A 25,484-nucleotide genomic window follows, 5' to 3' on the forward strand; every position below is an offset into this window, starting at 1 on the left:
CCGAGTCACAGGCCTCTCGCTCGGCTACTTCCGCCCGACGAACCACATCTGGATCTTCTTGAGCCGCTCCTCGAGCTGAACCTGTGTGGCCTGGCCCACCGCGGGTCCCCCGCAGGCGTCGCGGAGCTTCGTGTGGATGCTGCCCTGATGCATGCCGGTCTTCGCCGCATAGGCCGAGACCGACTTGTTCAGCGTGGCGCGCAGCGTCTTGAGCTGCCGGTGGTCCACCACCGGCTCCGCCGACGCCGCGGCGGCGGGTTTGCGGCGCAGCTGGTCCGCCTGGTGCTGGCGCAGCAGCGTGGAGACCTGCTCGGGCTCCAGCAGACCGGGGATCCCTAAGAAGTCCAGCTCCTCCTCGGAGCCCATGGCGCCACCGAGGCCGAACTCGGCGCCGTCGAAGAGGACCTTGTCGAAGGAGGCGTTGGAATGCAGCGCGGCGAACTCGCCGCGCTCGAGCTGATCCGAGCCACGCTCCTCCTTGTTGGCGGCATCGAGCAGCTCATCGTCGAGGCCCTCCTCGGAGTCCTGCGCCGCGGCGCGCGGGACGTCCAGCGCGTGGTCGCGCTCCTGCTCCATCTCATTGGCCAGGGTGGTCAGCACCGGCACCGAAGGCAGGAAGACCGACGCCACCTCCGCCTTCTTGCGCAGCCGCACGAAGCGCCCGACCGCCTGGGCGAAGAACAGCGGGGTCGAGGTGGAGGTGGCATAGACGCCCACGCAGAGCCGCGGCACGTCAACACCTTCGGAGACCATCCGCACGGCGACCATCCACAGCTTGGAGGGGTCATCGGAGAACTTCTCGATCTGGTTCGAGGCGCCCTTGTCATCGGAGAGGACCACGGTGGTCTTCTGCCCGGTCAGCTCGTCGAGCTGGGCGGCGTAGGCGCGGGCGGTCTCATGGTCGGTCGCGATGACCAGTCCGCCGGCGTCGTCGATCTTGTCTCGGACCTTCAGCAGCCGCTGATGCGCGGCCTTGAGCACCGAAGGGATCCACTCCCCTTCCGGGTTCAGCGCGGTGCGCCAGGCATGGTTGGTGATGTCTTTGGTGGCGGCGGCCCCGAGCTGGGCCTCCATCTCTTCCCCGGCGGAGGTCCGCCAGCGCATGTTCCCGGAGTAGGCCATGAAGACGACGGGACGCACCACCCGGTCCTTCAGCGCCGGACCGTAGTTATAGGCGTAGTCCGCCTTGGATCGGCGCACCCCGGCGCCGTCCTCCACGTACTCCACGAAGGGGATCGGTGAGGTGTCGGAGCGGAACGGGGTGCCGGTGAGCGCCAGCCGCCGCACGGCGGGATCGAAGGCCTCCCGCACGCCGTCGCCCCAGGAGAGCGCGTCACCGGCATGGTGGATCTCGTCGAAGATGACCAGGGTGCGACCGGCCTCGGTCTTGTTTCGGTGCAGCGCGGGCTTGTTCGCCACCTGCGAGTAGGTCACGACGACGCCGATGTACTGGCGGCCATGGCGGCCGTCGGAGTTCTTGAAGTTCGGATCCAGGGCCAGACCCACGCGCCCGGCGGCATCGGCCCACTGCCGCTTCAGGTGCTCGGTGGGCGCGACCACGTAGATCCGGTTCACCTCACCGGATTCCACCAGCAGCTTCGCCACTCGCAGCGCGAAGGTGGTCTTGCCCGCACCGGGGGTCGCGACGGCGAGGAAGTCCTTGGGCCGCTTCTGGATGTAGAGGTCGAGGGCCTCCTGCTGCCATTGGCGCAGGGTTCCCGCGGTGCCGTGGGCGGCACGGTGCGGATAGACCGGGGGTAGTGATCTGCCGACATCGGTGCCGACGTCGAAAAGCGTCTCAGACTGCTCCACTGTGTGCTTGGCTCAGCGCAGGTTCAGCTGCGGCCGAAGCCGAAGAAGCCGCGCTTGCCGCCGGAGTCCCCGCCGGACTCGCCGTCCCCGTCTCCGCCGCCCATCATCTCTTCGTAGATCTCTTTGCACTCCGGGCACACGGGGAACTTCTTGGGATCCCGCGACGGGATCCAGACCTTGCCGCAGAGCGCCACCACGGCGCCGCCCTCGAGGGCGGACTCCATGATGCGGTTCTTGTTCACGTAATGGGCGAAGCGCTCGTGATCACCGGGCTCGGAGAGCTGCTCCTGGTGCTCGCGCTCGATGGTGGCGGCTCCACCGGGTGCCGGCGCGGCGGCCGGATCAGCGGTGTGCATGCCAAACCGGGCGGGGGCGGGCTGGAGTCCGTTGTCATTGACCATCATGGGTCCTAGTCTAGCGAGCCTGCGAGAGCAGATCATCCCCGCGCGACGCGGTGTCGGCCCATCTGCTTCGCCTCCGCCGCCGCTGCTCCGAGCTCGCTGCAGCACCGGACCCGCCGCTCTGGGCCCGATCCGCGGCGCCTCAGTATTGGCTGACCTGCTGAAAGAGCTCCGGCTGACTGCGATCATAGACCCGCGCCCCGAGATGCACGCCGATCCAGACCAGCGCCAGACCCTTGAGCACCGATCCGATCCCGAGCACCCAGGCCAGCCATTGAGCGTCGCTGACCATCCAGATGATGACCAGGATCACCTCCGGCAGCATCAGCACCAGGGTCGCGATGAGCATGCCCAGCTGAACGATCATCAACCGGCCGGTGGAGCCCGAGGGCTGACTCAGCGGACCGTCCCCGGGCTTGGGGACGGGATAGGTGAAGCGGGCCGAGATCAGACAGGAGAGTCCGGCGGCGCTGAGCAGCATGCCGACACTCGCACCCACCAGCGCGGCTGCGGTGCCCGGTTCGGCGAACATCACCGCCGGGATCAGCGCCGCGAGCACCGTGGCCGGCAGGCCGAAGGCCAGCAGCCCGACCAGGCGTCCCACCCGGTCCGCCATGCCGGAGACGCCGCTGGTGATGTGCAGCGCGAAGGCGGAGTGGTCGTAGGAGATGTCCGCGGAGATCGCGAAGCCCAGGCTGAAGCCGAAGATCGGTCCCAGTGCGAGCAGCACCCAGGGCGCCTCGAGCTGGAAGTACATGACCACCGCGAGTACCACCAGTGCCGGCAGGACGACCAGGGTCCCGCCGTAGCGGGCGTCCTTGAGCCAATAGGTGCTGGCCCTCGCGGCCACCGCACCCCAGGGCGTGGCGGGGAAGCGTGCGAAGATCCCGAGTCCCTTCGCACTCCTGGACCCGGAGGAGCTCGGCACGGTGGGCTGTTCGGTGATCTTCACCAGGGCGGCTCGGATGACCACGAGGGCGACGGCCGCCGTCGCTGCCAGGATCCCCAGCCGCAGCGTGAATGAGCCCCAGTGACCGGCCGCCGCGTCGGCAGGCAGAGCGGCCCCGGCGCCCAGCGGAGTCAGTGCGAGGAAGTTCACCACGGCGGGCAGCGCGTCGGCCAGCGACGCGAAGGCGCTCTGCAGCCCGACCATGATCGGGTAGAGCAGCACCATCAGGCTCAGCGCCAGCACGGCGAGGAAGTCCCGGGACCGGCGCCCGCTGAGCCAGGCGCTGATCGAGGTGGTCACTGCCTGGGAGACCAGGCTGTAGGTGATCAGCAGCAGCGGCAGCGTGATCGCCGCCGTCACGGCGGCCGCGGCGTCCCAGCGCCAGTGCAGCACCTGCCCGATCAGCCAGATCAGGGTGAGCACCGCTCCGATCGAGATCAGCCCGGTCAGCACCAGCCCCAGGATCAGTCCCCGCCGGGGGATGCCGTAGGTGACGAACTGACGCGGGTTCATCGCGGCGTCGGCCCCTGAGATGAACACCGGGATGATCAGCCAGAGCAGGAAGACCGCCGAGCCCATCAGCACGCTGGCGGTGTGGACGAACTCCGGGTCGGCGACGTCGGCGCTGCCCTCCATCACCTGGAGCGCGAAGACCATCCCCACCATGCCCAGGCCGTAGAGCCCGGCGAAGACCGTGCCCAGGATGTGCCAGCCTGATCGGTTGAACCCGTTGAAGGTCAGATCCTTCTTGAGGCGTATCAGAGCTGCAACCATTCGAGCTCCTGATCTCCGCCTTCGAGTCCGACCAGCTCCACGAAGCGCGCCTCGAGGTCCGAACCATTGCGGACCTCCTCCAGGGTTCCCGAGGCCAGCAGCCGCCCCTCGGCGATGATCCCGACGTGGGAACACATCCGTTGGACGAGATCCATGACGTGGCTCGAGAGGATCACCGTGCCCCCGGAGGCGACGTAGGACTCCAGCAGGCCGCGGATCGTGCGCGCGGAGACCGGGTCCACGGCCTCGAAGGGCTCATCGAGCACCAGAAGCTTCGGTGCATGGACCATCGCCGAGGCCAGTGCGATCTTCTTGGTCATCCCGGCGGAGTAGTCCTGGACGAGTCTGCCCCGGGCATCTTCGAGACCGAGCACCCGCAGCAGGTCAGCGGTGCGAGATTCGACGGTGTCACGGTCCATCCCGCGAAGCAGCCCGGCGTAGGTCACCAGCTGCGCACCGGTGAGCTTGTCGAAGAGCATGACGCCGTCCGCGAGCACTCCCATGGAGCCTTTGGCCTCCTGGGGCTGCGCCCAGACGTCGATGCCCACGACTTCTGCGCTGCCGGCATCGGGTCGCATCAGGCCCGTCGCCATGGACAGGGTGGTGGTCTTTCCCGCACCGTTGGGGCCGACGAACCCGTAGAAGGATCCGCGCGGCACGTCCAGGTGCAGATCCTCCACCGCGGGGGTCTGTCCGAATCTCTTGTTCAGGCCGCGCAGTCTCAGTGCGGGCGTGCTGACGCTGGCTGAATGCATGCACCGAGACTACCGAGCCCAGCTCAGCGGCGCCTCCGCCCTGAGAAGGACATCTCCTGACTCTTCGAGCGGGGTCGAGACGAGGCCTTCTAGAAGAGGGCGCGGGCGAGCTGCCTGCGCGAGGCGGAGACGCGGGGATCGGTGTCACCGGTGATGGAGTAGAGCTCGACCAGGTGAGCCCGTGCCGTCTCTCGATCATCACCGAAATGGGTCTGGATGAAGCGCACCAGGCGCGAGAAGCCATCTTCCACGTGACCGCCCAGCACGTCGAGGTCGGCGACGGCGATCTGTGCGGTGACATCGTCGGGGTTCGCGGCCGCGGCCTCACGGGCTGCGGCGAGATCGGCTCCGGTGGTCCGCTGCAGCAGCTTCACCTGGGCCAGGCCGATCTTGGCGTCCTCATCGTCGGGCTTCTCCTTGATGGCCTGCTCGTAGGCCTTCGCCGCAGCGGCGTAGTCGCTGTTCTCCAGAGCATCGAGCGCCTCCTGATGCAGCGGCGGCAGCTCCGGCTCCGCCGGGGGCTCCTGGCCCTCCACGACTCGGGTGGACTGCGCGGGAAGCTTCTGTGTCATGCCATTCTGGGTGGCCATCTGCACCATCTGCGTCACCAGCTGGGAAAGCTGCTCGGTAGGCACCGAGGCGTCGAACTCCCCGACCGGACGGCCGCCGATGAAGGCGGTGGCCACCGGGACCTGATCGGCGCTCTGGGCCAGCTCCGGGTGCGCGGAGGAGTCGATCTCGGCGAGCAGCAGGCGACCCTGCTGGGCGTCGACGAGGTCCTCCAGGGTGGACTTCATAGTCGCCGAGGCCGCGTCGGTGCCGTGGATGAGCACGATCACCGGAGCCTGCGAGGAGAGCTCCACCACCTGCTGCAGCTGCTGCGGCTGCACCTGGATGGCCCAGCTGTTGGGCGCTCCCGGTGCAGCCTGAGCGGCTGGGGCCTGACCCGCCGGGGCGGCGGGCGCGGACGCCCCGGGCGCACCGTCGGAGGCGAATCCGGAGAGATCCACTGCCCCCCTGGCGTCGACCCGTCGGGACTGGGGTTCCTGGGCGGAATCGGTCACAGAAGCGCTCCTTGCACGTCGGGGTCCATCATGGTGGTCCTGCAGATCGATCTCCGGCTGCGGAGATCAGTCGAGTACGTTGACCTCATTCACAATATCGTGGACTCCGAGCACGACGACCCGCTCGCCGTCCTCGGCCGGGATGTGCAGGATCATCGATTCACGATTGACGATGTCGACGTCGTCCGTGGTGGAATCGGTGCCCGCCAGATCCGCGGTCACGCCGGTGAGGTTGATCGAGGCGCCGTCCTCGGGTCGCAGCTGCGTGGTGGAGTCGAAGCTGCCCACTGCGATCACCGAACCATCAGGCAGACGCATCGCGGTGCTGCCCTCGCCGATGAACGGCCGGGTGTAGGAGATGCTCAGGTCCTCGGCGCTCTCGCTGAGCTCTTCCTGGTACGCCTGGAGGTCCTCGATGTAGGCGTTCTCCTCCACACTCATCCCGAAGTAGTACTCGCTGTTGTTCAGGAAGACGGCGACGCGCTCCATGGCGTGGTTGGCGGCGAACCGAGCTTCCTCGGCGTCGGGATCCACAGGCTCCACACCGCCGTCCTCGGCCGCGATGGCCGGGAACTCCGTGCCGGGGACCATCAGCACCGCCTGAATGAGCTCATAGTTCTCCCGAGGTGAAGCCTGCTCGATGACCAGCACCTGCGGGATCTCGGCCTCGGCGTCCTGGGTGATGACCACCGCTTGACGCGGGAAGTCGGTGCCGGAGGTCACCGCGGCGCTGAGGATCTCGGTGCCGATGGCGTCCGCGGTGACCTCCTCGTCCATCTCGTGGTTCCGGTAGGTCAGTTCACGGACCTGCGCCGCATTTCCCGAAACTCGTGGCGAGAGCATCTCGGCATCGAACTCGGCGTCGGCCGCCGCGGTCTGCTCCGCGATGTCATCGACGATCCCCTGCAGCTGGGATTGGAGCAGCACCGAATATCCGGCGCCCTCGCCATCTTCTGCCTCGACCTCTTCTGCTTCGACCTCCTCGGTCTGCGCCGACTCGTCCTCGGCGGGGTCTTGAGCGGGATTCTCCGCATCGGCCATGAGCGCAGCAGGGCTCAGCGCCAGCGCAAAGGCCGCGGCAGTGGCCACCGAGCGGCTGCGCCAGGTGCGGCCTTCCTCGGTATCGTCCTCGGTGTCATCCTCGGTCGCTTCGGGAGCGGTCGGCTCCGGTCCCACCGGGTCGATGATGCCGGTGGCATCGGGATCCACCGGATCGGCTCCTCCGGCTGAGTCGGTGCGGGCAGTTTCGGTGCCGGCTGCGGCGGAGTCTTCGTCCTTGAGCGCCTCCGGGTCGTAGGTGCTCTCGGTGGTGGAGACCGAACCGAGGACCCCGGTCAGCTCTTCTTCGGAGGGATCGACGTGCTGGGGAGCCTCAGGGTGAGGGCTTTCGTGGGGCCCTTCGGTCTGGTTCATCTCATCCTCGACTGTGGTGGTATCCGTGGCGCCAGCACCGGGTGCGGCAGCGGCACCGGTCGCGGCGGTGGCACCGGTTGCGGCGGTGGCACCGGTCGCAGCGGTGGCACCGGTCGCAGCGCCCGCGGCGAGACCACCGACCCGGGTGGTCCCGGGGTCGGTCTCGGGGCTGCGGTCGCGGCGACGGGTGGCGAGTGCGCGGTAGAGCAGGAAGATGCCCACCAGGATGACCAGCGCGCCGAGCACGATCAGCACCGTGCCGAGCAGGCTCTCTTCCTCTTCGGGAAGCTCCACTGTGACGGCGCTGGGAGCGGGCTCCTCGCCGTCGCGGAAGATCAGCAGGCTCCACTCGCCGCTGTCATCGGGTGCGCTCCAGCGGTAGCGAAGATCACCCTCGGTGGTCTCGCTGGCGGCCCAGAGGTCAGAGCCGCTCGGATCCGGCACCGTGGTCTCACCCTCGGTGAACTGCGTCTCGATGGTGGACGGGGCATCATCCTCGCCCTCCTGCACCGCTCCGATGGTGACGTGCGCGGCGTCGCCGACCCAGGCCTCGATGTCCTGGGTGCGCGCCAGTGCGATGGTGTACTCACCCTCAGCGCTGATGGTGAACTCGTCGCGCTCCGCCTGAGGGTCGATCAGGTCTTCACTGATCACGGTCAGCGGGGCATCCTCCACCTCCTCGGTCTGCGCGGTGGGAACCTCGTCGGAGGCCCAGACGGTGAGCAGCCCCACTCCGATGCCCGCCATAAGCAGACCCAGGATGAAAGCGATGATGGAAGCGGGGAGACGCACGGGTGAGGAGTCCTTGATCGGAGGAGGAGGCGGTGGTTCAACCTCTTAGAATACCGAACATAACAATAGGATCACAGTCTGGGCGCCCGCTGGACGGATTTCCGCCAGACCATGGTGTCCCATGGACGGCGCGTGGCTAAGCTGACCCCGTGACAGAGTCCGAGCATGATCCTCAGGAGCTGGGCCCCGACGGGCAGTCCGGCAGCGGCGAACAGGACCGCTCAGCCGCTCCCCGTCGACGCCTGTTCGGCCGTGGACCCTCGAGACGTCGTCCGCGCGGCCTGCAGTACCGCATGCGCATGATTCGGTCAGCCCGTGCTCTCAAACCACCGGCGGCGCTTCCCGAGTTCGACCGATATGGCCTGCCCCCGGTCTCGGCGGAGTCCACGCAGAACGCCGCCGCCCCCTACGCGTCGCGCCCGATCTACACCGGATTCATGCTCGCCCTGGGCGTCGGCCTCGCGCTGTTGGTCTTCTTCGTGGCCCAGGCCAACACGCAGCTGCTGTTGTGGATCACCGCCGCGCTGTTCATCGCCATCGGCCTCGATCCGGTGGTGCGCAGCCTGGAACGGGCAGGCCTGCCGCGGCCCGCGGGGGTGGCTGTCACGATCACGGCATTCCTCGCCGTCGTGGCGACATTCATCGCGGCCCTCGCCCCGATGGTGACGGAGCAGACGTCCACCTTCGTGCGCTCGCTGCCGGTGCTGGTCAACAACATCTCCGGCTCTGAGTGGTTCCGGAGCGTCGAAGATGAGTTCCAGGTGCAACAGATCATCGACACCGAGGTCAACCGGTTCATCTCCGACCCCACGAACATCACCAATGCCCTCGGCGGGCTCTTCGGAGTCGGGACGGCGATCCTGACCACCGGACTCGGCACGCTGGTGGTGTTCGTGCTGGCGATCTATTTCCTGGCCTCACTGCCGGTGATGACCGCATGGGCCTACCGTCTCGCACCGCGCTCGAACCGCGGCCGGGTCCAGCACCTCGGGGATCGGATCCTGGACGGGGTCGGCCACTACGTGATCGGTCAGGCCGGTGTCGCGGTGCTCAACGGGCTTGTCGCATTCCTCGCGATCAGCATCGCCGGCGTGCCCTTCGGCGTGCTCTTCGCAGTGGTGGCCGGAGTGCTGGCCTTCATCCCCCTGGTGGGGCCGGTCACCGGCGGCACGATCGTGACCCTGGTCGCCCTGACGGTGGACTGGCAGACCGCCGCAACCTTCGCCGCCATCTACTTCGTGTACCTGCAGGTCGAGGCGTACTTCGTCTCGCCGCGCATCATGGCCCGCGCGGTGCGGATCCCCGCCGCCGTCGTCGTGATCTCGGTCATCGCCGGCGGCACGCTGCTCGGGGTGCTCGGGGCTCTCATGGCGATCCCGACCGCCGCCGCGGTGATGCTGCTGACCCGCGAGGTCCTGATCCGCCGCCAGGACGCCCGCTAGCCCGGAACCCAGTCAGGCCGCGCGGCGCAGCGCAGACCGGTCGGTCGCGCGGCGCAGCGCTACTCCGAGGCCATCGGCCCGGTCCAGGTGGTCGGCAGATCCGCGGTCACGCCCAGGACGGTGGACGCGATGTCCTCGAGCACCAGGCGGGAATACCGCTCCCCCACCCAGAGGTGCTTGGCACCCTCGACGCCGCGCAGCTGAGCCTGGGTGATCGGGGCGAAGCGCTGCCGCGCCTCCGCGGGTTTGAGGAAGTCATCAAGCTCGGGCACCAGGATGCGCAGCGGGCGCCCATCCTCGTTCCAGGCCTCCAGGTGTGCCGGCTCGGCGCGGTGCAGCGGAGGCGAGAGCAGGATCGCGCCTTCCGTCTCCGAGCGTGCGGGCTCGTCGGTGCCATATTTGAGCACCAGCTCGGTGCCGAAGGACCAGCCGAGCATCCAGCGGTGGGGCAGTTCGCGCTGCGCGGCGAACCGGATCGCGGCGGCCATGTCGAGTCGCTCCTCGACACCTCCGGAGAATTCCCCCTCCGAGGTCCCGCGCGGTGAGCTGGTGCCACGGGTGTTGAAGCGCAGCACCGCGATGTCTGCCAGTGCAGGGAGCCGGTAGGAGGCCTTCTTGTAGATGTGGGAGTCCATGAACCCGCCGTGGGTGGGCAGCGGGTGGAAGGTCACCAGAGTCGCCTCGGGCCGAGCATGCAGGGGCAGCGCCAGCTCACCGACCAGGGTCAGCCCGTCCTCGGTCTGCAGCGTGATCTCCTCACGCCGCGCCGGCAGCACCGACTTGGGTCCCAGCTCCTCGTCGTGGACCTCGGTGTATTCAAATCTCTGAGCAGACATGACCTCAGCCTATCCGCCAGCATTGGCTGTGCCAGTGGCGTCGCTCGGCGGCCGCGTGCTCATCGCCGAAGATCGAATCGGCCCGCCAGGCGACGACGTGAGCGGTCCCTGCCGGCACGGGAAGGTGACATCCCGGGCAGGTGTAGCTCTTCTGCGCTGCGGAGGCGGAGATGTGCCGCACGTGATATTCCCCGTCACGGCGGCGCACCGTCCCGGAGGAGAATGCGCCCTGACCGAAGACCCCCGTGGACAGCGGTCGGTGCTCGCGCTGCCACTTCGACGCGCGCCTTCCGGGTCCCTTCGCTGACTTGGCCATGGGCTCCATTGTTTCAGGTGTGGGGCTCCGGATACCACGACACAGCTGGGCCACTGGTCCCGGGTGCGGCCCTTCCCCCGAGACCGGGTAGGATCAGTCACCGTGCGATTGGTAATTGCGACCTGTTCAGTGTCATATTCCGGCCGGCTCAACGCCCACCTGGCCCAGGCCACGCGCCTGCTCATGGTGAAGGCCGACGGCGGCGTGCTCATCCACTCCGACGGCGGCTCCTATAAGCCGCTCAACTGGATGTCCCCGCCCGCCACGATGCGGGTGACCGCGCCCGACGCGCAGCAGCGTGAGGCCGGTATCACCGAGGTCTGGAACGTCTCGGCGACCAAGAGCGATGACACCCTGTCCATCCTGATCAGCGAGGTCCACGAGGACGTCTCGCATGATCTCGGCGTGGACCCGGGTCTGGTCAAGGACGGCGTGGAGTCCGATCTGCAGCGGCTGCTCGCCGAGCAGATCGAGCTGCTCGGCGCCGGCCACCGGCTCATCCGTCGGGAGCACCCCACCCCGATCGGTCCGGTGGACATCCTCGCCCGCGGCCCACAGGGCAGCGTCGCCGTGGAGCTCAAGCGTCGCGGCGACATCGACGGGGTTGAGCAGCTCACCCGCTACCTGGACCTGCTCAACCGCGATCCGCTGCTGGCGCCCGTGCAGGGAGTCTTCGCGGCCCAGCAGATCAAGCCCCAGGCACGCACCCTCGCTGAGGACCGCGGCATCCGCTGCCTCGTGCTGGACTATGACGCGATGCGCGGGGTCGACGACGCCGACTCGCGCCTCTTCTAGCCGGCTGAACCTCCGGCCCGAAACGTCGGGAGGCTCACCCCTGGGGTCGGCGTCGCCGCAGAGCCGGCTGTCCCGGCCGGACTCGGCATCGAGCTCGCGCACCATGGCGGGCATCTCGCCCCTGGACCATCTCGACGCCCCTCGCGTTCGGCAGCGCCTGATGCGCCGCCATGAGCTGGCGAAGCTGTCCATGAGCTTCGCGCACGCGCGCACAGACAGGATGAGCTTCGCGCACGCGCGCACAGACAGGCGGGCCCCCGGTCTCCGTGAGGAGTCCGGGGGCCCGCCTGGCGATGAGGTGGATCAGTCGATGATCGGGTCAGCTCTGCGTGAGCTCGGCCTCGTCCGCGACGATGGTCACCTGATCGGAGTCCACCGAGAAGAAGCCTCCGGTGACCTTCGCGTTCACTGGGGAGCCCTCGACGGGGTTGATGACCAGCTCACCTTCGGCCAGCAGCGAGAGCACCGGAGTGTGACCCGGCAGGATGCCGATGTCACCCTCCACTGTGCGCGCGCGCACCGACTTGGCGGCACCGGACCAGACGGCGTGGTCGCTGGCGACCACCTGAACGTCGAGTTCGGCCATGATCAGGACCTCTTCTTGATCTCGGCGTAGAGACGCTCGACATCATCGAGGCCGCCGACGTTGTAGAACGCCTGCTCCGGGATGTGGTCGAGATCGCCGTTGGCGATGGCGTTGAAGCCCTCGATGGTGTCCTTGATCGCCACAGTGGAACCGTCGACGCCGGTGAACTGCTTGGCGGTGTAGGTGTTCTGTGACAGGAACTGCTCGATGCGGCGGGCGCGGGAGACGACGATCTTGTCTTCCTCGCCGAGCTCATCGATGCCGAGGATCGCGATGATGTCCTGCAGCTCCTTGTTCTTCTGCAGGATCTGCTTCACCCGAGTCGCGGTGTCGTAGTGCTCCTGACCCACGTACTGCGGGTCAAGGATGCGCGAGGTCGAGCTCAGCGGGTCCACAGCCGGGTACAGACCACGCGAGGCGATTGCACGGGAAAGCTCCGTGGTCGCGTCCAGGTGGGCGAACACGTTCGCCGGCGCCGGGTCGGTGTAGTCATCGGCGGGGACGTAGACGGCCTGCATCGATGTGATGGAGTGGCCGCGGGTCGAGGTGATGCGCTCCTGGAGCACACCCATCTCGTCGGCAAGGTTCGGCTGGTAACCCACTGCTGAAGGCATGCGCCCCAGCAGCGTGGAGACCTCGGAGCCGGCCTGCGAGAAGCGGAAGATGTTGTCGATGAAGAGCAGCACATCCTGGTTCTGCACATCGCGGAAGTACTCCGCCATGGTCAGCGCACTCAGTGCCACACGCAGACGCGTGCCTGGCGGCTCATCCATCTGACCGAACACCAAGGCGGTGTCCTTGAGGACGTTGGCCTCTTCCATCTCGACCCAGAGGTCGTTGCCCTCACGGGTGCGCTCACCGACACCGGCGAACACCGAGGTGCCGCCGAAGTTGCGGGCCACACGGGTGATCATCTCCTGGATGAGCACCGTCTTGCCCACACCGGCGCCGCCGAAGAGGCCGATCTTGCCGCCCTGGATGTATGGGGTCAGCAGGTCGATCACCTTGATGCCGGTCTCCAGCATCTCGGTGGAGCCCTCGAGTGCCGCGAAGTTCGGAGCCGGGCGGTGGATCGGCCAGCGATCCTGAACCTCCAGCTCGGAGATCGGCATGTCCAGGGTCTCGCCCAGGACGTTGAAGATGTGTCCCTTCACGGACTCACCCACGGGCACCGTGATGGCTGATCCGGTGTCGTGCACGGGGGTGCCGCGCACCAGGCCGTCGGTGGCCTGCAGCGAGATCGCACGGATCAGGTTGTCGCCCAGGTGTGCAGCGACCTCGAACGTGATCTTGCGGGTCACGCCGCCGAGGGTGACCTCGGAGTTGAGCGCGTTGTACATCGATGGGATGGAGTCGGCGGGGAACTCAATGTCCACGACCGGACCGATCACCCGGGCGATGCGACCAGTCGCACCCGGCTGACCGGCTGCTCCGGAGCTCTGCTCTGCAGTAGTGGCAGTCATCTCTCTCACTTCACTTGATCTTGGATGATGTCAAAACGTCTGTTGTTGGCCTGCGGGGGTACCCGTGGGCTAGCTCGCGGCCAGAGCGTCGGCACCCGCGATGAGCTCGCTGAGCTCCTGGGTGATCTCGGCCTGGCGAGCGTTGTTGCGCAACAGGGTGAACTTCTTGATGAGGTCGTCCGCGTTGTCGGCAGCAGACTTCATCGCCCGCTGGCGAGCCGCGAGCTCCGACGCCGAGGCTTCCAGCATCGCCGCGAAGATCTTGGACTCGATGTACCGCGGAAGCAGCGCATCGAGGACCTCTTCGGCGGCGGGCTCGAAGTCATACAGCGGGGTGGGCTCGTGCTTGGCTTCCGCATCCTGCTCCACGAAGGCCAGCGGCAACAGACGTCGCACCACCGGCTCCTGCTTCACCATGGACTGGAACTCGGTGTAGACGAGATACAGCTCGTCCACGCCGCCCTCCTCGGTGGGCTGCAGGAAGCGATCGACCAGCGTGCGGCCGATCTCCTGAGCACGTTCCACCTCGGGGGCGTCCGTGTTTCCGGTCCATACCTGGTCATACTCCCGCTCACGGAAGTCATAGAACGCCTGCGCCTTGCGTCCATAGAGGTAGGGGCGGATCTCCTTGCCGTCCTCCCGAAGGCGCTTGGTCAGGGCTTCGCCCCGCTTGAGCACGTTCGTGGAGTAGGCGCCGGCGAGTCCGCGGTCGCTGGTGACGATCAGCACTGCCGCGCGGGTGGGGTTCTCCACCTTCGTGGTCAGCACGTGATCGATGTCGTTCTGCGAGGCCACGGCGGAGACCGCACGTGTGATGGCATCTGCGTATGGCGAGGCTGCCCGCGCACGGCTGCGTGCTTTGCCGATGCGAGACGTCGCGATCAGCTCCATCGCCTTGAAGATCTTCTTCATCGACGAAGTCGATGCGATCTTCTGGCGGTAGACCCGAATCTGGGCTCCCATGCTTGTCCTTCCTTGATGTCGTTCAGCAAGTGATTCTGCTCAGCTGCGGTGTGGACCTCAGCTGCGTGCGGGAATCTCTTCCTGGCTGATCTCGTCGGCGGACATCGCGTCGGTCTGCTCGTTGCCCACGATGGACGTGGCACCCTCGGCGTGGAATTCCTTCTTGAACGCGACCATGGCTTCTTTGAGCGCACTGACGGTGTCGTCCTCGAGCTTGCCCGAGGCGGCGATGTTGGTCAGCACGTTGGTCTTGCGACGCAGGTAGTCCAGCCAGTCCGTCTCGAAGCGCTTGATGTCCGCAGTCTCGACATCGTCCAGGTGACCCTGGGAACCGGTCCAGATCGATGCGACCTGATCCTCGATGGCGTACGGCGTGTACTGCGCCTGCTTGAGCAGCTCGGTCTGGCGCTCGCCGCGCACCAGCTGCTGCCGGGTGGCGGGGTCGAGGTCCGAGGCGAACATGGCGAAGGCCTGCATGTCCCGGTACTGCGCCAGGTCGAGCTTCAGCGTGCCGGAGACCTTCTTCATGGCCTTGAGCTGAGCGGCACCACCGACGCGGGACACCGAGATGCCCACGTCGACTGCCGGACGCTGGTTGGCGTTGAAGAGGTCCGACTGCAGGAAGATCTGACCGTCGGTGATCGAGATGACGTTGGTCGGGATGTAGGCCGACACGTCGTTGGCCTTGGTCTCCACCAGCGGAAGTCCGGTCATCGAACCCGCGCCGAGCTCGTCGGAGAGCTTGGCACAACGCTCGAGCAGACGAGAGTGGAGGTAGAACACGTCGCCGGGGTACGCCTCGCGTCCCGGTGGGCGACGCAGCAGCAGCGACACCGCGCGGTAGGCCTCAGCCTGCTTGGAGAGGTCATCGAACACGATCAGCACGTGCTTGCCGCCGTACATCCAGTGCTGGCCGATGGCCGAACCGGCGAACGGTGCCAGGTACTTATAGCCGGCGGGGTCAGATGCCGGGGACGCCACGATGGTGGTGTACTCCAGCGCGCCGCGCTCTTCGAGGGTCTGCCGCACGGCCGCGATGGTGGAGGCCTTCTGGCCCACAGCAACGTAGACGCAGCGAACCTGCTTGGTGACGTCGCCGGATTCCCAGTTGGCCTTCTGGTTCAGGATGGCGTCGATGGCGATCGCGGTCTTGCCGGTCTGGCGGTCACCGATGATCAGCTGACGCTGACCGCGGCCGATCGGGATCATGGCGTCGATGGCCTTGATGCCGGTCTGGAGCGGCTCGTGCACGGATTTGCGCTGCACCACCGAGGGAGCCTGAAGCTCCATCGGACGGCGACCCTCCGGGGTGATGTCGCCCTTGTCATCGATGGGCGTGCCCAGCGGGTCGACCACGCGACCCAGGAATTCGTCACCGACCGGGACCGAGAGGACCTCGCCGGTGCGGGTGACCTCCTGGCCCTCCACGATGCCGGAGAACTCGCCGAGGATCACGACGCCGATCTCTCGGGTGTCGAGGTTCTGGGCCAGGCCCAGGGTGCCGTCTTCGAAGCGAAGAAGTTCGTTTGCCATGGTCGAGGGAAGTCCCTCGACTCGAGCGATGCCGTCAGCCGCGGAGATCACGCGTCCGACCTCGACGCGCTCTGCGCTGCCGGGATCGTAGGATGCGGCGAAATCGTTCAAGGCGTTGCGGACGTCGTCGGCGTTGATGGTCAAGTCGGCCATCTGCAGTCCCTGCTCTCCTCAGTAATGGCCGCGAGGTGCGGCCGGGTGGTTCAAAGATTCACGTATGTGTTGAGCCAGTCTGAAGAAGACTAGCTGGCCAGTCTCCGGTGGAGATCATTGAGTTTGGTGGCCACCGTGCTGTCGACCACCTCATCACCGACCTGGACTCGGATGCCGCCGACCACAGCAGGGTCGAGCACGACGTCGAGCTTCAGCTCTCGACCGAAGTAACGGTCCAGGCTTGCCCCGAGCCGCTGCATATAGCCGGGGTCCAGCTCCTTGGCGACGGTGACCAGTGCGATCCAGCGCTGCTGGCGTGCCGCGATCTGCTCGGTGAAGCGCTCGACGAGCTGCGCGGGTCGAAGCCCGCGCGGCGCCGTCACAGCACGATCGATGAGCAGCCGCGCCTCGGCGCTGGCTCCCGGGGAGAGCTGGGCTGCGAGCTTCTGCTTGGCCTCAGGCGTTGCCTGGGCGTCAGTCAGCGCGCGCTGCACCTGGTGCGAGGAGGCCACGGTCCGCCGGAAGTCCAGCAGTGCCGACTCCAGCTTCTCCAGACCTGCCAGGCCCTCGCGCTCGGCCTGCACCACCACCACGACGACGGCGAGGATCTCGACGGCGTCGCCGAGGTCGCGCTCCTTGCTCCAGCGTCGCGAGACGAGGGCATCGAGGACTTCCGTCGTCGTGCCCCTGACCTTCGCGCCGAAGAGGCTGCGTGCCATCGCCACCCGGTCCTGGGGATCACGGGAGGGGTCGGTGAGGCTGCGGCGCAGCCCTGCCGAGGAATCGAGCACATCCAGTACAGCGAAGAGCTCACGGGCGACCTCAAGGTCGGCCTGCGCCAATGAGGGCGCGAGCTCCTTCTGCACGGCTGCGAGGGATTCGGTGGTCACCGCTGCCATTACTGTGCTGCTCCTGTCTGGCCAGCCTGGGCTGACTGATCAGCGTCGAGATCCGCGAGGAAGCGATCGACCACTCGCTGGGAGCGGGTGTCGTCCTCGAGCGCCTCGCCGACGATCCGGCTCGCGAGCTGTGTGGCCAGCGAACCGACCTCAGCCTTGAGCGAATGCGCAGCCGATGCCCGTTCTGCGGCGATCTGCTGCTGGGCCTGCTCGGTGATGCGGGCCGCCTCAGCGGCGGCCTTCTCCTTGTGCTCGGCGACGATCTCGGCACCTTCGGCGCGAGCTTCCTCACGCATCCGGCTCGCCTCTGCACGGGCATCCCCAAGGTTCTTCTCGTACTCGGCCTTCATGGCTTCGGCCTCAGCCTTGGCCTTCTCAGCCTCGTTGAGTCCACCTTCGATGGCCTCGGTACGGGCCTGATAGGCCTTCTCGAATGCTGGCACGATCCATTTCTGGACCACGAACAGCAGCACCAGGAAGCCCAATAGCACAACCAGGAATTCCCAGAAGTTCGGGAGCAACGGGTTGGCGTCACCTTCTGCTGCCTGGATCAGAGATGCACTGATCATGTGTTCACCCTTTTTTCAGTAGTCTGACGATCTCAGAGGGCCCGGAGTTCCGGTGCCCGTCCCAGAAGAATCGGACCAGCGTCAGAGCACGAAGGCGAAGACGATGGCAAGGATGAAGACCGCCTCCGCCAGCGCGAAGCCGAGGATGGCGATGGGCTGCAGCACGCGCTGCGCCTCAGGCTGGCGGGCCACACCGTTGAGGTAGGCCGAGAAGATCATGCCGATGGCCAGTGCAGCGCCGAAGCCTGCGAGACCCATGCCGACCATGTTCAGAGTGCCGTCCATATGTGTTGCTCACTTTCTGTCTGAGTCCCCGTGCGTACCACGCGGACGGTTCTAATGTCTGGCCTACCGGCATGTGCCGGTCCGCCGCTGCGCCTCGACGTCCTGGTAGGAACGCCGAACCGCATAGAGGGAAAAATCAGTGGGCGTCTGCCTCGATCGAGCCCTGGATGTAGATCGCTGTCAGCAGCGCGAAGACGAAGGCCTGAAGGACCATCATGATCAGCTCCAGGAAGTACAGCGGGATGGAGCCGACGAGGATGAGCGCGCCCAGGCCGTAGTCGGCCAGGCCGCCCTGCTGGGCGACGAGGAACTCGACGCCGGAGCCGGCGAGCATCACGATGATGTGCCCGGCGAGCATCACGGCCATGAGTCGCAGCGAGTGCGTCAGCGGGCGGATGATGAAGTTGGAGAGGAACTCCAGGACCACGAGCAGCGGCAGCAGCCACTTCGGCACGCCTGAGGGCACCGTCATGAGCTTGATGAACTTGGGGCCGTGGGTCTTGAAGCCCAGCGCGATCCAGGTGATCCAGATGATCAGGGCCAGCGCGTAGGCGGGGCCTGCGTGGGAGAACGTGGGCAGCTGCAGGCCCGGGACGGCGCCGAAGATGTTGTTGACCAGCACGAAGAAGAACACCGCGAAGAGCAGCGGGATCCACTGCCGGAAGTGCTTCTCGCCGAGGATGTCGCGTCCCAGGGTGTGCCGGACGAACCCGTAGCCGGACTCGGCAAGGTACTGGGTGCGCGACGGGACGAGGGACTGCTTCCGGATCGCCCACATGAAGAACCAGGAGATGACGATGACCGAGAGGATGACCATCAGCATGTTCTTGCCGAAGCCAGTCCCCCACTCCGCCATCCAGGGAAAGATCTCCGGAAGGTGCGTCTCAGAAATCGTGGGCGGCTGGAATCCACCTTCATTGGTGGCCATGGGCGCAAGCGAATGCAACGCTGGTCCTCTCTGCGGTGTCCGTCAGTGGGTTTCAACCCCGGGCATCGGAAGCCGGATCAACTCCGTCTCGCCTTTTATGTGGACCGCCAGTCTATGAGCAAGACTTCCGAAGACGGTCCACGGGCAACTCCCCCACGCAGGTGTTGGAAAACACAGAACTGGTGTGGGAAGTCACCGAAAGCCTACCAGAACAACGACCCCCGGCACTGCCGGAGGACCACCGACGAAGGCGGTCCCACCACACCGAAAGCCGTCCTGACCCGGGTCATCAGTCGTTGAGTCGGTGCCGCAGCGCACGCTGGGCGGCGGCCCGGTTGACCCGCAGCGCACGACGGCGGAGCCAGGGCCCCAGCGTGAGCACCACCGCGGCGCCCAGGCTCAGCACCATGCCCAGAGTGACCAGCCACCAGGGCAGGAAGTTGAAGGAGACGGCTCCGAAGGCGAACAGCGCAGACCAGAAGTAGAGCAGCAGCACCGCCTGCGGGTGGGAATAGCCGCCGTCGACCAGCTTGTGGTGCAGATGGCCACGGTCAGGGGTGAAGGGTGAGGCGCCCCGAGCGGTGCGTCGGACCACCGCCAGCGCCAGGTCCAGCAGCGGCAGCAGGGTCACCGCCAGGGGCAGCAGGATCGGCATGTACGCGGGGATGTTACGGAATCTGAAGCCCTCGGCGAGCTGGCCGACGTCGGCGGTCACTGCCAGCGCCCCGGCCGCCATGACCAGGCCCAGCAGCATGGCCCCGGTGTCGCCCATGATGATCTTCGAGGGGTAGAAGTTGTGCGGCAGGAAGCCCAGACACGAGCCCACGAGCACCGCCATCAGCAGCGTCACCAGGTTCGAGGCGTCGAAGGCGTTGATCGAGAGCGTCAGCAGGTAGCTGTAGATGAAGAACGCGGCGCCGCCCAGCGCGGCGACTCCGGCAGCCAGTCCGTCGAGCCCGTCGATGAAGTTGAAGGCATTGATGGTCAGCACCACCACGAACACGGTCAGCATCGCCTGCACCAGCGGCCCGCCGACTCCGAGCCAGCCCACCGGCATGACCTCGAGCTGGATCCCGTGGAGCACCAGGATGATGGCTGCGCCGACCTGTCCGCCGAGCTTGACCATCCAGGGGATGTCCCAGGCGTCATCGGCCATGCCGACCAGCAGGATCACCACCATCGCCGCGAAGACGCCGCGCACGGGGGTCAGGTCGGCGAAGATGCCACTCAGATAGGGAATCGTGGAGGCGGCGGCGAGACCGACGACCATCCCGAGGAACATCGCCACCCCGCCCCAGCGCGGCTTGATCTGGTTGTGCACATCACGTTCCCGGATCGGGGTGTAGATGCCCAGCTTCAACGCGATGGTCCGCACCGCGGGGGTGAGCAGATAGGTCACCACCATCGAGACGGCGAGGACGGCCAGGAAATAGATCATGAGTGCGAGTCGGACGCCTCTGCCTCGGGCGCCACGCTGGCTACGACGGCCTGCAGCTCGGCCAGGGGCAGGGCCCCGGTGCGCACCACGCGGGGCGGCGTCACCGTGGCGTCGATGATGGTCGACGCGGCGGATGAGCCGCGGTCACCGGCGTCGAGGTACACCGCGACCGACTCGGCGAGCATCTGCTGGGCCTCGGTGACGGTGGTCGCGGCGGGCATTCCGGTGCGGTTGGCCGAGGAGACCGCGAGCGGCCCAGTGGCGTTGAGCAGATCCAGGGCGAGCTCATCGGCCGGCATGCGCAGCGCGACGGTGCCATGGGTCTCCCCCAGGTCCCAGCGCAGCGAGGGCTGGGCGTTGAGGATCAGCGTCATCGGGCCGGGCCAGAACGCCTGCGCCAGGGTCCTGGCCTCCTCGGGCACGTCGATGGCCAGCGCGTCCATGATCTCGGGGCGACCGATCAGCACCGGCGGCGGCATGGTGCGACTGCGGCCCTTGGCCGCGAGCAGCACCGCCACGGCCTGCGGGGAGAACGCGTCGGCGCCGATGCCGTAGACGGTGTCGGTGGGGAGGACCACCGTCTCCCCTCGAGAGAGCGCGTCCTGCGCCGCGGAGATGCCCTCGGCGCGGGAGGCGGGGTCCGTGCAGTCGACTGTCTGGCTCACGCGCGCCATTCTTCCACGCCGACGGCGGGATACGGGTCAGCCACGAGACCTGCGTCAACGGCGGGAGCTGGGTCAGTGACCGCGCTGGTGGCGCGATCCCGGCCGGTGAGGTCCTGGTGCGTGCTCACCTGAGCCAGCGAGCTGTCTGCCTTGCAGTGCTCGGCCAGCGCCTGCGCCTGAGCTTCGGCGTGTTCGAGGATGAACCAGCCTCCCGGCACGAGCAGCCGCTTGGCGGCGGCGATCACCGCATGGGGCATGGTGAGCCCGTCGGCGCCCCCGCCGTAGAGCGCCAGCTCCGGATCATGCACCCGCACCTCCTCCTCACGCGGCACCATGCCGGCGGGGATATAGGGCGGGTTGGACACGACGACGTCGAAGCTGGACTCCCACTCCTCGGGCACCTCACGCAGGTCGCGCTGGTGCAGGGTCACTCCGAGCGGGGCCAGATTCAGCTCCGCCCAGGCGACGGCCTGGGTGGAGAGCTCCACGGCGTGGACCTCGGCCGAGGGGTGTTCTGCGGCGATGGCGGCGGCCAGGGCGCCTGAGCCGGTGCCGAGATCGACCACGCGGGGCCGCCAGGAGGGTGGGCGCTGCGCGGCCATCCGGGCCAGCTGTTCGAGCGCCGCCTGGGCGACCTGCTCGGTCTCGGGGCGCGGGATGAAGACTCCGGGGCCCACCCGCAGCTCGAGGTGCCGGAAGGGCGCCAGTCCGGTGAGGTGCTGCAGCGGCACCCGGTCCGCACGTTCGGCCACCAGGTCGGTGATCCGCTCGGCGTCGGCAGCGGTGACCGAGCTTGAGGCTATGGCCATCGCGGCGAGGCGTCCGCGCGGGACGCCGAGCACGTGGGCGGCGAGGATCTCGGCGTCGACCCTGGGACTCGGAACGCCCGCTGCGCGGAGCCGGGCGGCGGCGTCGTCGATGAGCTGATCGGCCGGGTGGTCCCCCGGCTGGGCACCGGCTGGCTGATGTGTGGGCATGGGACTCAGTCCTGGGTGTCGTTCAGCGCCGCGAGCCGCTCCTGCTCGTCGAGCTCGACGCAGGACTGGATCACGGCCTCCAGGTCGCCGTTGATCACGGTGTCCAGGTTGTAGGCCTTGTACCCGCTGCGGTGATCGACGATCCGGTTCTCCGGGTAGTTATAGGTGCGGATGCGTTCGGAGCGATCCATGGTGCGGACCTGGGACTTGCGCACCTGCGCATTGTCGGCGTCGATCTGTTCCTGCTGGTGGGCCAGGATGCGGGAGCGCAGCACGCGCATCGCAGCCTCCTTGTTCTGCAGCTGGGACTTCTCGTTCTGCATGGCCACCACGATCCCGGTGGGCAGGTGGGTGATCCGCACCGCGGAGTCCGTGGTGTTCACACTCTGACCTCCGGGCCCGGAGGAGCGGTAGACGTCGATCTTGAGGTCGTTCTGGCTCAGCTCCAGCTCCTCAGGCTCGTCGACCTCTGGCAGGACCAGCACACCGGCCGCCGAGGTGTGGATCCGGCCCTGGGACTCGGTCTCGGGCACGCGCTGGACCCGGTGCACGCCGCCCTCGAACTTCAGGTGCGCGTAGACGCCCCGGGCCGGGTCATTGGTGGAGGACTTGATCGCCATCTGCACGTCCTTGTAGCCACCGAGGTCCGAGGGGGTCGAGGAGATGATCTCGGTCTTCCAGCCCCTGGCCTCTGAATAGCGGGTGTACATGCGCAGCAGGTCTCCGGCGAAGAGCGCGGCCTCATCGCCCCCGGCACCGCCCTTGACCTCGATGATCACGTTGCGCACGTCGTTCTCGTCGCGCGGGATCAGCATGCGCAGCAGCTTCGCCGCGGCCTCCTCGAGCTGGGCTGTGAGCGCGGGGATCTCGGCGGAGAACTCGGAGTCCTCCTGGGCGAGCTCCTGGGTGGTCGCCAGGTCCTCGCTGAGCTGCTTCCAGGTCTTGTGCGCCTCAGCCACACCGTTGAGCTGGGCGTAGCGGCGTCCCAGCCGGCGGGCCAGCGACTGGTCGGCGTGGACCTGTGGGTCGGCGAGCTGCTCCTGAAGTTCGGCGTGCTCGGCGAGCAGCGTCGATACGGAGTCGAACATCCGGGCGTTGATCTCTTCGCTCATGACTGGATTCTCTTTCATTTCCGTGGCTGAAGCGCGAACGGAGCGCTGGCGGACCGGGCTGGTACAGGCGAAGCCCGGGGTGAGCGCATGCTCTCCCCGGGCTTCGCCTGATGAGTCGGCTAGTTGCCTTTGTCTCCGAGCGTGGTCTTCGACGCCAGCATCAGGAACTCAGCGTTGGACTGGGTCGCCTTGAGCTTGTTGATCAGCAGCTCAAGACCCTGCTCCTGCTCGAGTCCGGAGAGCACTCGGCGCAGCTTCCACATGATCTTGACCTCCTCAGCCGAGAGGAGGTTCTCCTCACGACGGGTGGAGGACTCGTTCACGTTCACGGCTGGGAAGATCCGCTTGTCCGCCAGGCGGCGGGACAGCCGCAGCTCCATGTTGCCGGTGCCCTTGAACTCCTCGAAGATGACCTCGTCCATCTTGGACCCGGTCTCCACCAGCGCGGTCGCGAGGATGGTCAGCGAACCGCCATGCTCGATGTTGCGCGCTGCACCGAAGAACCGCTTCGGCGGGTAGAGCGCGTTGGCGTCGACACCGCCGGAGAGGATCCGACCGGAGGCCGGAGCCGCGGTGTTGTAGGCGCGACCCAGTCGGGTCATGGAGTCCAGCAGCACGACGACGTCCTTGCCCAGCTCCACCAGTCGCTTCGCGCGTTCGATGGCCAGCTCGGCGACGGTGGTGTGGTCATCGGCCGGGCGGTCGAAGGTCGAGGCGATGACTTCGCCGTCGACCGTGCGCTGCATGTCGGTGACCTCCTCGGGCCGCTCGTCGACCAGGACCATCATGAGGTGGACCTCAGGATTGTTGGCCTTGATCGATTTCGCCAGGGCCTGCAGGATGATCGTCTTGCCTGCCTTGGGCGGGGAGACGATCAGGCCGCGCTGGCCCTTGCCGATCGGAGCGATCAGGTCGATCACGCGGGGGGCGATGTCCTTCGGGTCACCCTCGAGGCGCAGACGATCCTGCGGGTAGAGCGGAACCAGCTTGCTGAACTCGACACGATCGGTGTTGGCCTCCGAAGGGCGGCCGTTGACGGCGTCGAGCTTCACCAGCGCGTTGAACTTCGCGCGCTTCTGCGGGTTCTCCCCGTCGCGGGGGGCGCGGATGTGTCCGTGGACGGCGTCACCCTTGCGCAGGTTGTGCCGCTTGACCTGGGCCAGGGAGACGTAGACGTCGTTGGGTCCGGGGAGGTAGCCCGAGGTGCGCACGAAGGCGTAGTTGTCGAGCACATCCAGGATGCCCGCCACCGGGACCAGGACATCGTCCTCGGTGACCTCGGTGTCGTCGACCTCTGGATCGCGGCCGCGGCGACGGTTGCTGCGGTCGTTGCGGTCGTTACGGTCATTGCGGTCATTGCGGTCATTGCGGTCGTTGCGGTTGCGGCTGCGCCGGTTGCGACGCTCCTCGTCACGGCCGCCGTCGCTCCGCTGACCCTCGCTGCGCTGGCCGTCATTGCGCTCGCTGCGGCTGCTGTCACGGCCGCCGTCGCTCCGCTGACCCTCGCTGCGCTGGCCGTCATTGCGCTCGCTGCGGCTGCTGTCGCGGCCGCCGTCGCTGCGCTGGCCGTCGCTGCGATCGCTGCGCTCGCTGCGCTCGCTGCGGTTGCCGCGGCCACCGTCACGACCGTTGTTGTCGCGGTTGTTGTCGCGATTGCGTCGGCCGCGGCCTTCGCCGTCGTTGCGCTGGCCGTTCTCCTGAGTCTGGTCCTGAGTCTGCTCGTTGGAGCCCGACTGAGAGTTCGACTGCTGGGAATCCGACTGCTGGGCGTTGGACTGCTGGGTCTCGGCCGGCGCAGTGTTCTGCTGCTGGCTCCCGTTGTCGTCGCGGTTGCGGTTGCGGCGGTTGCGGTTGCGTCCGCGGGGCTGAGAATCGCCGCCGTCATCGCTGCCGTTGTTCTCGCCACCCTGCTGATCAGCGCGCCGGTCGATGCCGTTGCTGTCATTGCGGCCGTTGTCGCGAGAGTTCTCGGTGCGCGTGTCATCGGTGCTCGCGGCGTTCTCAGCGCTGTCCGCGGTGGAGCCGTTCTGCTCTGCGGCAGCTTCGCTCGCCTTGGACCGGCGGCGGTTGGGGCGCTTGGCGGCAGGCTCCTCGGAGCTCGCGGTCTGCCCATCATTGCCGCCCTTGGCGGCGTCGTTCTCGCGGCCTGCGGCGGCCGCCTGGTCCTGCTTCTTGTCCCGTTCGGCGACGGCGCCTCCGCGCTGATGAGAGGAGATGGCCTCCACCAGAGCAGATTTGCGCATCCGGGAGCTTCCGGTGATGCCCAGCTGTGAGGCAAGCGCCTGCAGCTGAGCGAGCTTCAGACCGGCAAGCCCGGAGCTCTTGGCCTCGGGTGCAGCGGACTCGGCCTTCTCGGGGCTCTGAGTCGCAGTGGTCTCAGCGGTGGTTTCTGTCACGAAGGTTCCTTCCCCCTCGTCAGGCAGGCCCGGCGGATGCGCCGTCCTGCGATGTCTTCAACGGAGCGTCAGAAGTCCGTTGGCTTATTTCAGTTTCTTTCGCGCATACACCGTCGGGGAGACTTCTTGCACGGTCCTCGTCCCCGGCGGGGAGTGGGATCATCGCGG

The 25,484-nt window shown here is 67.2% G+C and carries 23 protein-coding genes; 2 read left to right on the forward strand and 21 right to left on the reverse strand.

Features of this window, described 5'->3' with window-relative positions; all coding sequences use genetic code 11:
- Nucleotides 1–24 precede the first annotated feature (24 nt).
- The 6 genes from LTI14_RS04825 to LTI14_RS04850 form a co-directional block, all read right to left on the reverse strand.
- A complete protein-coding gene (locus LTI14_RS04825) occupies nt 25–1,812 on the reverse strand; it encodes a DEAD/DEAH box helicase (RefSeq protein WP_241464999.1) in 1,788 nt (595 codons plus the stop codon).
- 23 nt (nt 1,813–1,835) lie between these two features.
- On the reverse strand, nt 1,836–2,168 hold the full coding sequence (locus LTI14_RS04830; protein WP_241465106.1) for a DUF3039 domain-containing protein: 333 nt from the start codon (nt 2,166–2,168) through the stop codon (nt 1,836–1,838).
- 187 nt (nt 2,169–2,355) lie between these two features.
- On the reverse strand, nt 2,356–3,936 hold the full coding sequence (locus LTI14_RS04835) for a transporter (RefSeq protein WP_241475954.1): 1,581 nt from the start codon (nt 3,934–3,936) through the stop codon (nt 2,356–2,358).
- Entirely contained in the window at nt 3,921–4,691 is a 771-nt protein-coding gene (locus LTI14_RS04840; RefSeq protein ID WP_241475955.1) for an ABC transporter ATP-binding protein, read from the reverse strand. Before LTI14_RS04840 ends, LTI14_RS04835 begins: the two co-directional genes overlap by 16 nt.
- Nucleotides 4,692–4,780: 89 nt before the next feature.
- Nucleotides 4,781–5,755, reverse strand: coding sequence for a co-chaperone YbbN (locus tag LTI14_RS13225; RefSeq protein WP_241465002.1), 975 nt, complete (start codon nt 5,753–5,755; stop codon nt 4,781–4,783).
- 66 nt (nt 5,756–5,821) lie between these two features.
- Nucleotides 5,822–7,960 (reverse strand): hypothetical protein, encoded by a 2,139-nt coding sequence (locus LTI14_RS04850; RefSeq protein WP_241475956.1) that lies wholly within the window; start codon nt 7,958–7,960, stop codon nt 5,822–5,824.
- 149 nt (nt 7,961–8,109) lie between these two features.
- Between LTI14_RS04850 and LTI14_RS04855 the strand changes: the two genes are divergently transcribed.
- Nucleotides 8,110–9,402 (forward strand): AI-2E family transporter, encoded by a 1,293-nt coding sequence (locus LTI14_RS04855; protein WP_241465004.1) that lies wholly within the window; start codon nt 8,110–8,112, stop codon nt 9,400–9,402.
- A gap of 59 nt (nt 9,403–9,461) precedes the next feature.
- Here LTI14_RS04855 and LTI14_RS04860 read toward each other — a convergent pair whose 3' ends face one another.
- Nucleotides 9,462–10,238, reverse strand: coding sequence for an alpha/beta hydrolase (locus tag LTI14_RS04860; RefSeq protein ID WP_241465005.1), 777 nt, complete (start codon nt 10,236–10,238; stop codon nt 9,462–9,464).
- Between the two features lie 4 nt (nt 10,239–10,242).
- Nucleotides 10,243–10,554 carry a hypothetical protein gene (locus LTI14_RS04865; protein ID WP_241470949.1) on the reverse strand — a complete coding sequence of 104 codons (312 nt, stop codon included), beginning with the start codon at nt 10,552–10,554 and terminating at the stop codon, nt 10,243–10,245.
- 102 nt (nt 10,555–10,656) lie between these two features.
- On the opposite strand from LTI14_RS04865, the gene nucS reads away from it, so the two are divergent.
- Complete coding sequence (gene nucS, locus LTI14_RS04870; protein WP_241465007.1) at nt 10,657–11,349, forward strand: endonuclease NucS; 693 nt, start codon at nt 10,657–10,659, stop codon at nt 11,347–11,349.
- Nucleotides 11,350–11,668: 319 nt separating this feature from the next.
- Here the strand turns inward: nucS and LTI14_RS04875 are convergent, their stop codons facing one another.
- From LTI14_RS04875 to rho, 13 genes are all read right to left on the reverse strand, one after another.
- Entirely contained in the window at nt 11,669–11,935 is a 267-nt protein-coding gene (locus tag LTI14_RS04875) for a F0F1 ATP synthase subunit epsilon (protein ID WP_241465008.1), read from the reverse strand.
- A 2-nt stretch (nt 11,936–11,937) separates the two neighbouring features.
- The gene (atpD, locus tag LTI14_RS04880) at nt 11,938–13,398 is read right to left on the reverse strand and encodes a F0F1 ATP synthase subunit beta (protein WP_241465009.1); all 1,461 of its coding nucleotides are present in this window, start codon (nt 13,396–13,398) and stop codon (nt 11,938–11,940) included.
- 69 nt (nt 13,399–13,467) lie between these two features.
- Nucleotides 13,468–14,361, reverse strand: coding sequence for a F0F1 ATP synthase subunit gamma (locus LTI14_RS04885; RefSeq protein WP_241465010.1), 894 nt, complete (start codon nt 14,359–14,361; stop codon nt 13,468–13,470).
- A gap of 57 nt (nt 14,362–14,418) precedes the next feature.
- On the reverse strand, nt 14,419–16,047 hold the full coding sequence (atpA, locus tag LTI14_RS04890; RefSeq protein WP_241465011.1) for a F0F1 ATP synthase subunit alpha: 1,629 nt from the start codon (nt 16,045–16,047) through the stop codon (nt 14,419–14,421).
- Nucleotides 16,048–16,136: 89 nt separating this feature from the next.
- Nucleotides 16,137–16,946 (reverse strand): F0F1 ATP synthase subunit delta, encoded by an 810-nt coding sequence (locus LTI14_RS04895; RefSeq protein WP_241465012.1) that lies wholly within the window; start codon nt 16,944–16,946, stop codon nt 16,137–16,139.
- The gene (locus tag LTI14_RS04900) at nt 16,946–17,515 is read right to left on the reverse strand and encodes a F0F1 ATP synthase subunit B (RefSeq protein WP_241465013.1); all 570 of its coding nucleotides are present in this window, start codon (nt 17,513–17,515) and stop codon (nt 16,946–16,948) included. The genes LTI14_RS04895 and LTI14_RS04900 overlap by 1 nt, the downstream gene beginning before the upstream one ends.
- A gap of 81 nt (nt 17,516–17,596) precedes the next feature.
- Entirely contained in the window at nt 17,597–17,800 is a 204-nt protein-coding gene (locus LTI14_RS04905; protein ID WP_036476452.1) for an ATP synthase F0 subunit C, read from the reverse strand.
- Between the two features lie 136 nt (nt 17,801–17,936).
- Entirely contained in the window at nt 17,937–18,728 is a 792-nt protein-coding gene (gene atpB, locus LTI14_RS04910) for a F0F1 ATP synthase subunit A (protein WP_241465014.1), read from the reverse strand.
- Between the two features lie 289 nt (nt 18,729–19,017).
- On the reverse strand, nt 19,018–20,166 hold the full coding sequence (locus LTI14_RS04915) for an MraY family glycosyltransferase (RefSeq protein ID WP_241465015.1): 1,149 nt from the start codon (nt 20,164–20,166) through the stop codon (nt 19,018–19,020).
- Nucleotides 20,163–20,840: an L-threonylcarbamoyladenylate synthase gene (locus tag LTI14_RS04920; RefSeq protein ID WP_241465016.1), complete on the reverse strand. Its 678-nt coding sequence runs from the start codon at nt 20,838–20,840 to the stop codon at nt 20,163–20,165. The genes LTI14_RS04915 and LTI14_RS04920 overlap by 4 nt, the downstream gene beginning before the upstream one ends.
- The gene (gene prmC, locus LTI14_RS04925; RefSeq protein ID WP_241465017.1) at nt 20,828–21,808 is read right to left on the reverse strand and encodes a peptide chain release factor N(5)-glutamine methyltransferase; all 981 of its coding nucleotides are present in this window, start codon (nt 21,806–21,808) and stop codon (nt 20,828–20,830) included. The genes LTI14_RS04920 and prmC overlap by 13 nt, the downstream gene beginning before the upstream one ends.
- A gap of 5 nt (nt 21,809–21,813) precedes the next feature.
- Nucleotides 21,814–22,896 carry a peptide chain release factor 1 gene (gene prfA, locus LTI14_RS04930; RefSeq protein WP_241465107.1) on the reverse strand — a complete coding sequence of 361 codons (1,083 nt, stop codon included), beginning with the start codon at nt 22,894–22,896 and terminating at the stop codon, nt 21,814–21,816.
- Between the two features lie 143 nt (nt 22,897–23,039).
- Nucleotides 23,040–25,316 (reverse strand): transcription termination factor Rho, encoded by a 2,277-nt coding sequence (gene rho / locus LTI14_RS04935; protein WP_241475957.1) that lies wholly within the window; start codon nt 25,314–25,316, stop codon nt 23,040–23,042.
- Nucleotides 25,317–25,484: the final 168 nt, after the last annotated feature.

The sequence above is a fragment of the Nesterenkonia sp. YGD6 genome, from assembly GCF_022565895.1.
GTDB lineage: Bacteria > Actinomycetota > Actinomycetes > Actinomycetales > Micrococcaceae > Nesterenkonia.

What these genes read in the sequence shown, in the direction of transcription:
- LTI14_RS04830 (WP_241465106.1), bottom strand. Translation starts at nt 2,168, where the DNA reads ATGCACACCGCTGATCCGGCCGCCGCGCCGGCACCCGGTGGAGCCGCC.
- LTI14_RS04835 (WP_241475954.1), bottom strand. Translation starts at nt 3,936, where the DNA reads ATGGTTGCAGCTCTGATACGCCTCAAGAAGGATCTGACCTTCAACGGG.
- LTI14_RS04840 (WP_241475955.1), bottom strand. Translation starts at nt 4,691, where the DNA reads ATGCATTCAGCCAGCGTCAGCACGCCCGCACTGAGACTGCGCGGCCTG.
- LTI14_RS04860 (WP_241465005.1), bottom strand. Translation starts at nt 10,238, where the DNA reads ATGTCTGCTCAGAGATTTGAATACACCGAGGTCCACGACGAGGAGCTG.
- LTI14_RS04865 (WP_241470949.1), bottom strand. Translation starts at nt 10,554, where the DNA reads ATGGCCAAGTCAGCGAAGGGACCCGGAAGGCGCGCGTCGAAGTGGCAG.
- LTI14_RS04875 (WP_241465008.1), bottom strand. Translation starts at nt 11,935, where the DNA reads ATGGCCGAACTCGACGTTCAGGTGGTCGCCAGCGACCACGCCGTCTGG.
- atpD (WP_241465009.1), bottom strand. Translation starts at nt 13,398, where the DNA reads ATGACTGCCACTACTGCAGAGCAGAGCTCCGGAGCAGCCGGTCAGCCG.
- LTI14_RS04885 (WP_241465010.1), bottom strand. Translation starts at nt 14,361, where the DNA reads ATGGGAGCCCAGATTCGGGTCTACCGCCAGAAGATCGCATCGACTTCG.
- atpA (WP_241465011.1), bottom strand. Translation starts at nt 16,047, where the DNA reads ATGGCCGACTTGACCATCAACGCCGACGACGTCCGCAACGCCTTGAAC.
- LTI14_RS04895 (WP_241465012.1), bottom strand. Translation starts at nt 16,946, where the DNA reads ATGGCAGCGGTGACCACCGAATCCCTCGCAGCCGTGCAGAAGGAGCTC.
- LTI14_RS04900 (WP_241465013.1), bottom strand. Translation starts at nt 17,515, where the DNA reads ATGATCAGTGCATCTCTGATCCAGGCAGCAGAAGGTGACGCCAACCCG.
- LTI14_RS04905 (WP_036476452.1), bottom strand. Translation starts at nt 17,800, where the DNA reads ATGGACGGCACTCTGAACATGGTCGGCATGGGTCTCGCAGGCTTCGGC.
- atpB (WP_241465014.1), bottom strand. Translation starts at nt 18,728, where the DNA reads ATGGCCACCAATGAAGGTGGATTCCAGCCGCCCACGATTTCTGAGACG.
- LTI14_RS04915 (WP_241465015.1), bottom strand. Translation starts at nt 20,166, where the DNA reads ATGATCTATTTCCTGGCCGTCCTCGCCGTCTCGATGGTGGTGACCTAT.
- LTI14_RS04920 (WP_241465016.1), bottom strand. Translation starts at nt 20,840, where the DNA reads ATGGCGCGCGTGAGCCAGACAGTCGACTGCACGGACCCCGCCTCCCGC.
- prmC (WP_241465017.1), bottom strand. Translation starts at nt 21,808, where the DNA reads ATGCCCACACATCAGCCAGCCGGTGCCCAGCCGGGGGACCACCCGGCC.
- prfA (WP_241465107.1), bottom strand. Translation starts at nt 22,896, where the DNA reads ATGTTCGACTCCGTATCGACGCTGCTCGCCGAGCACGCCGAACTTCAG.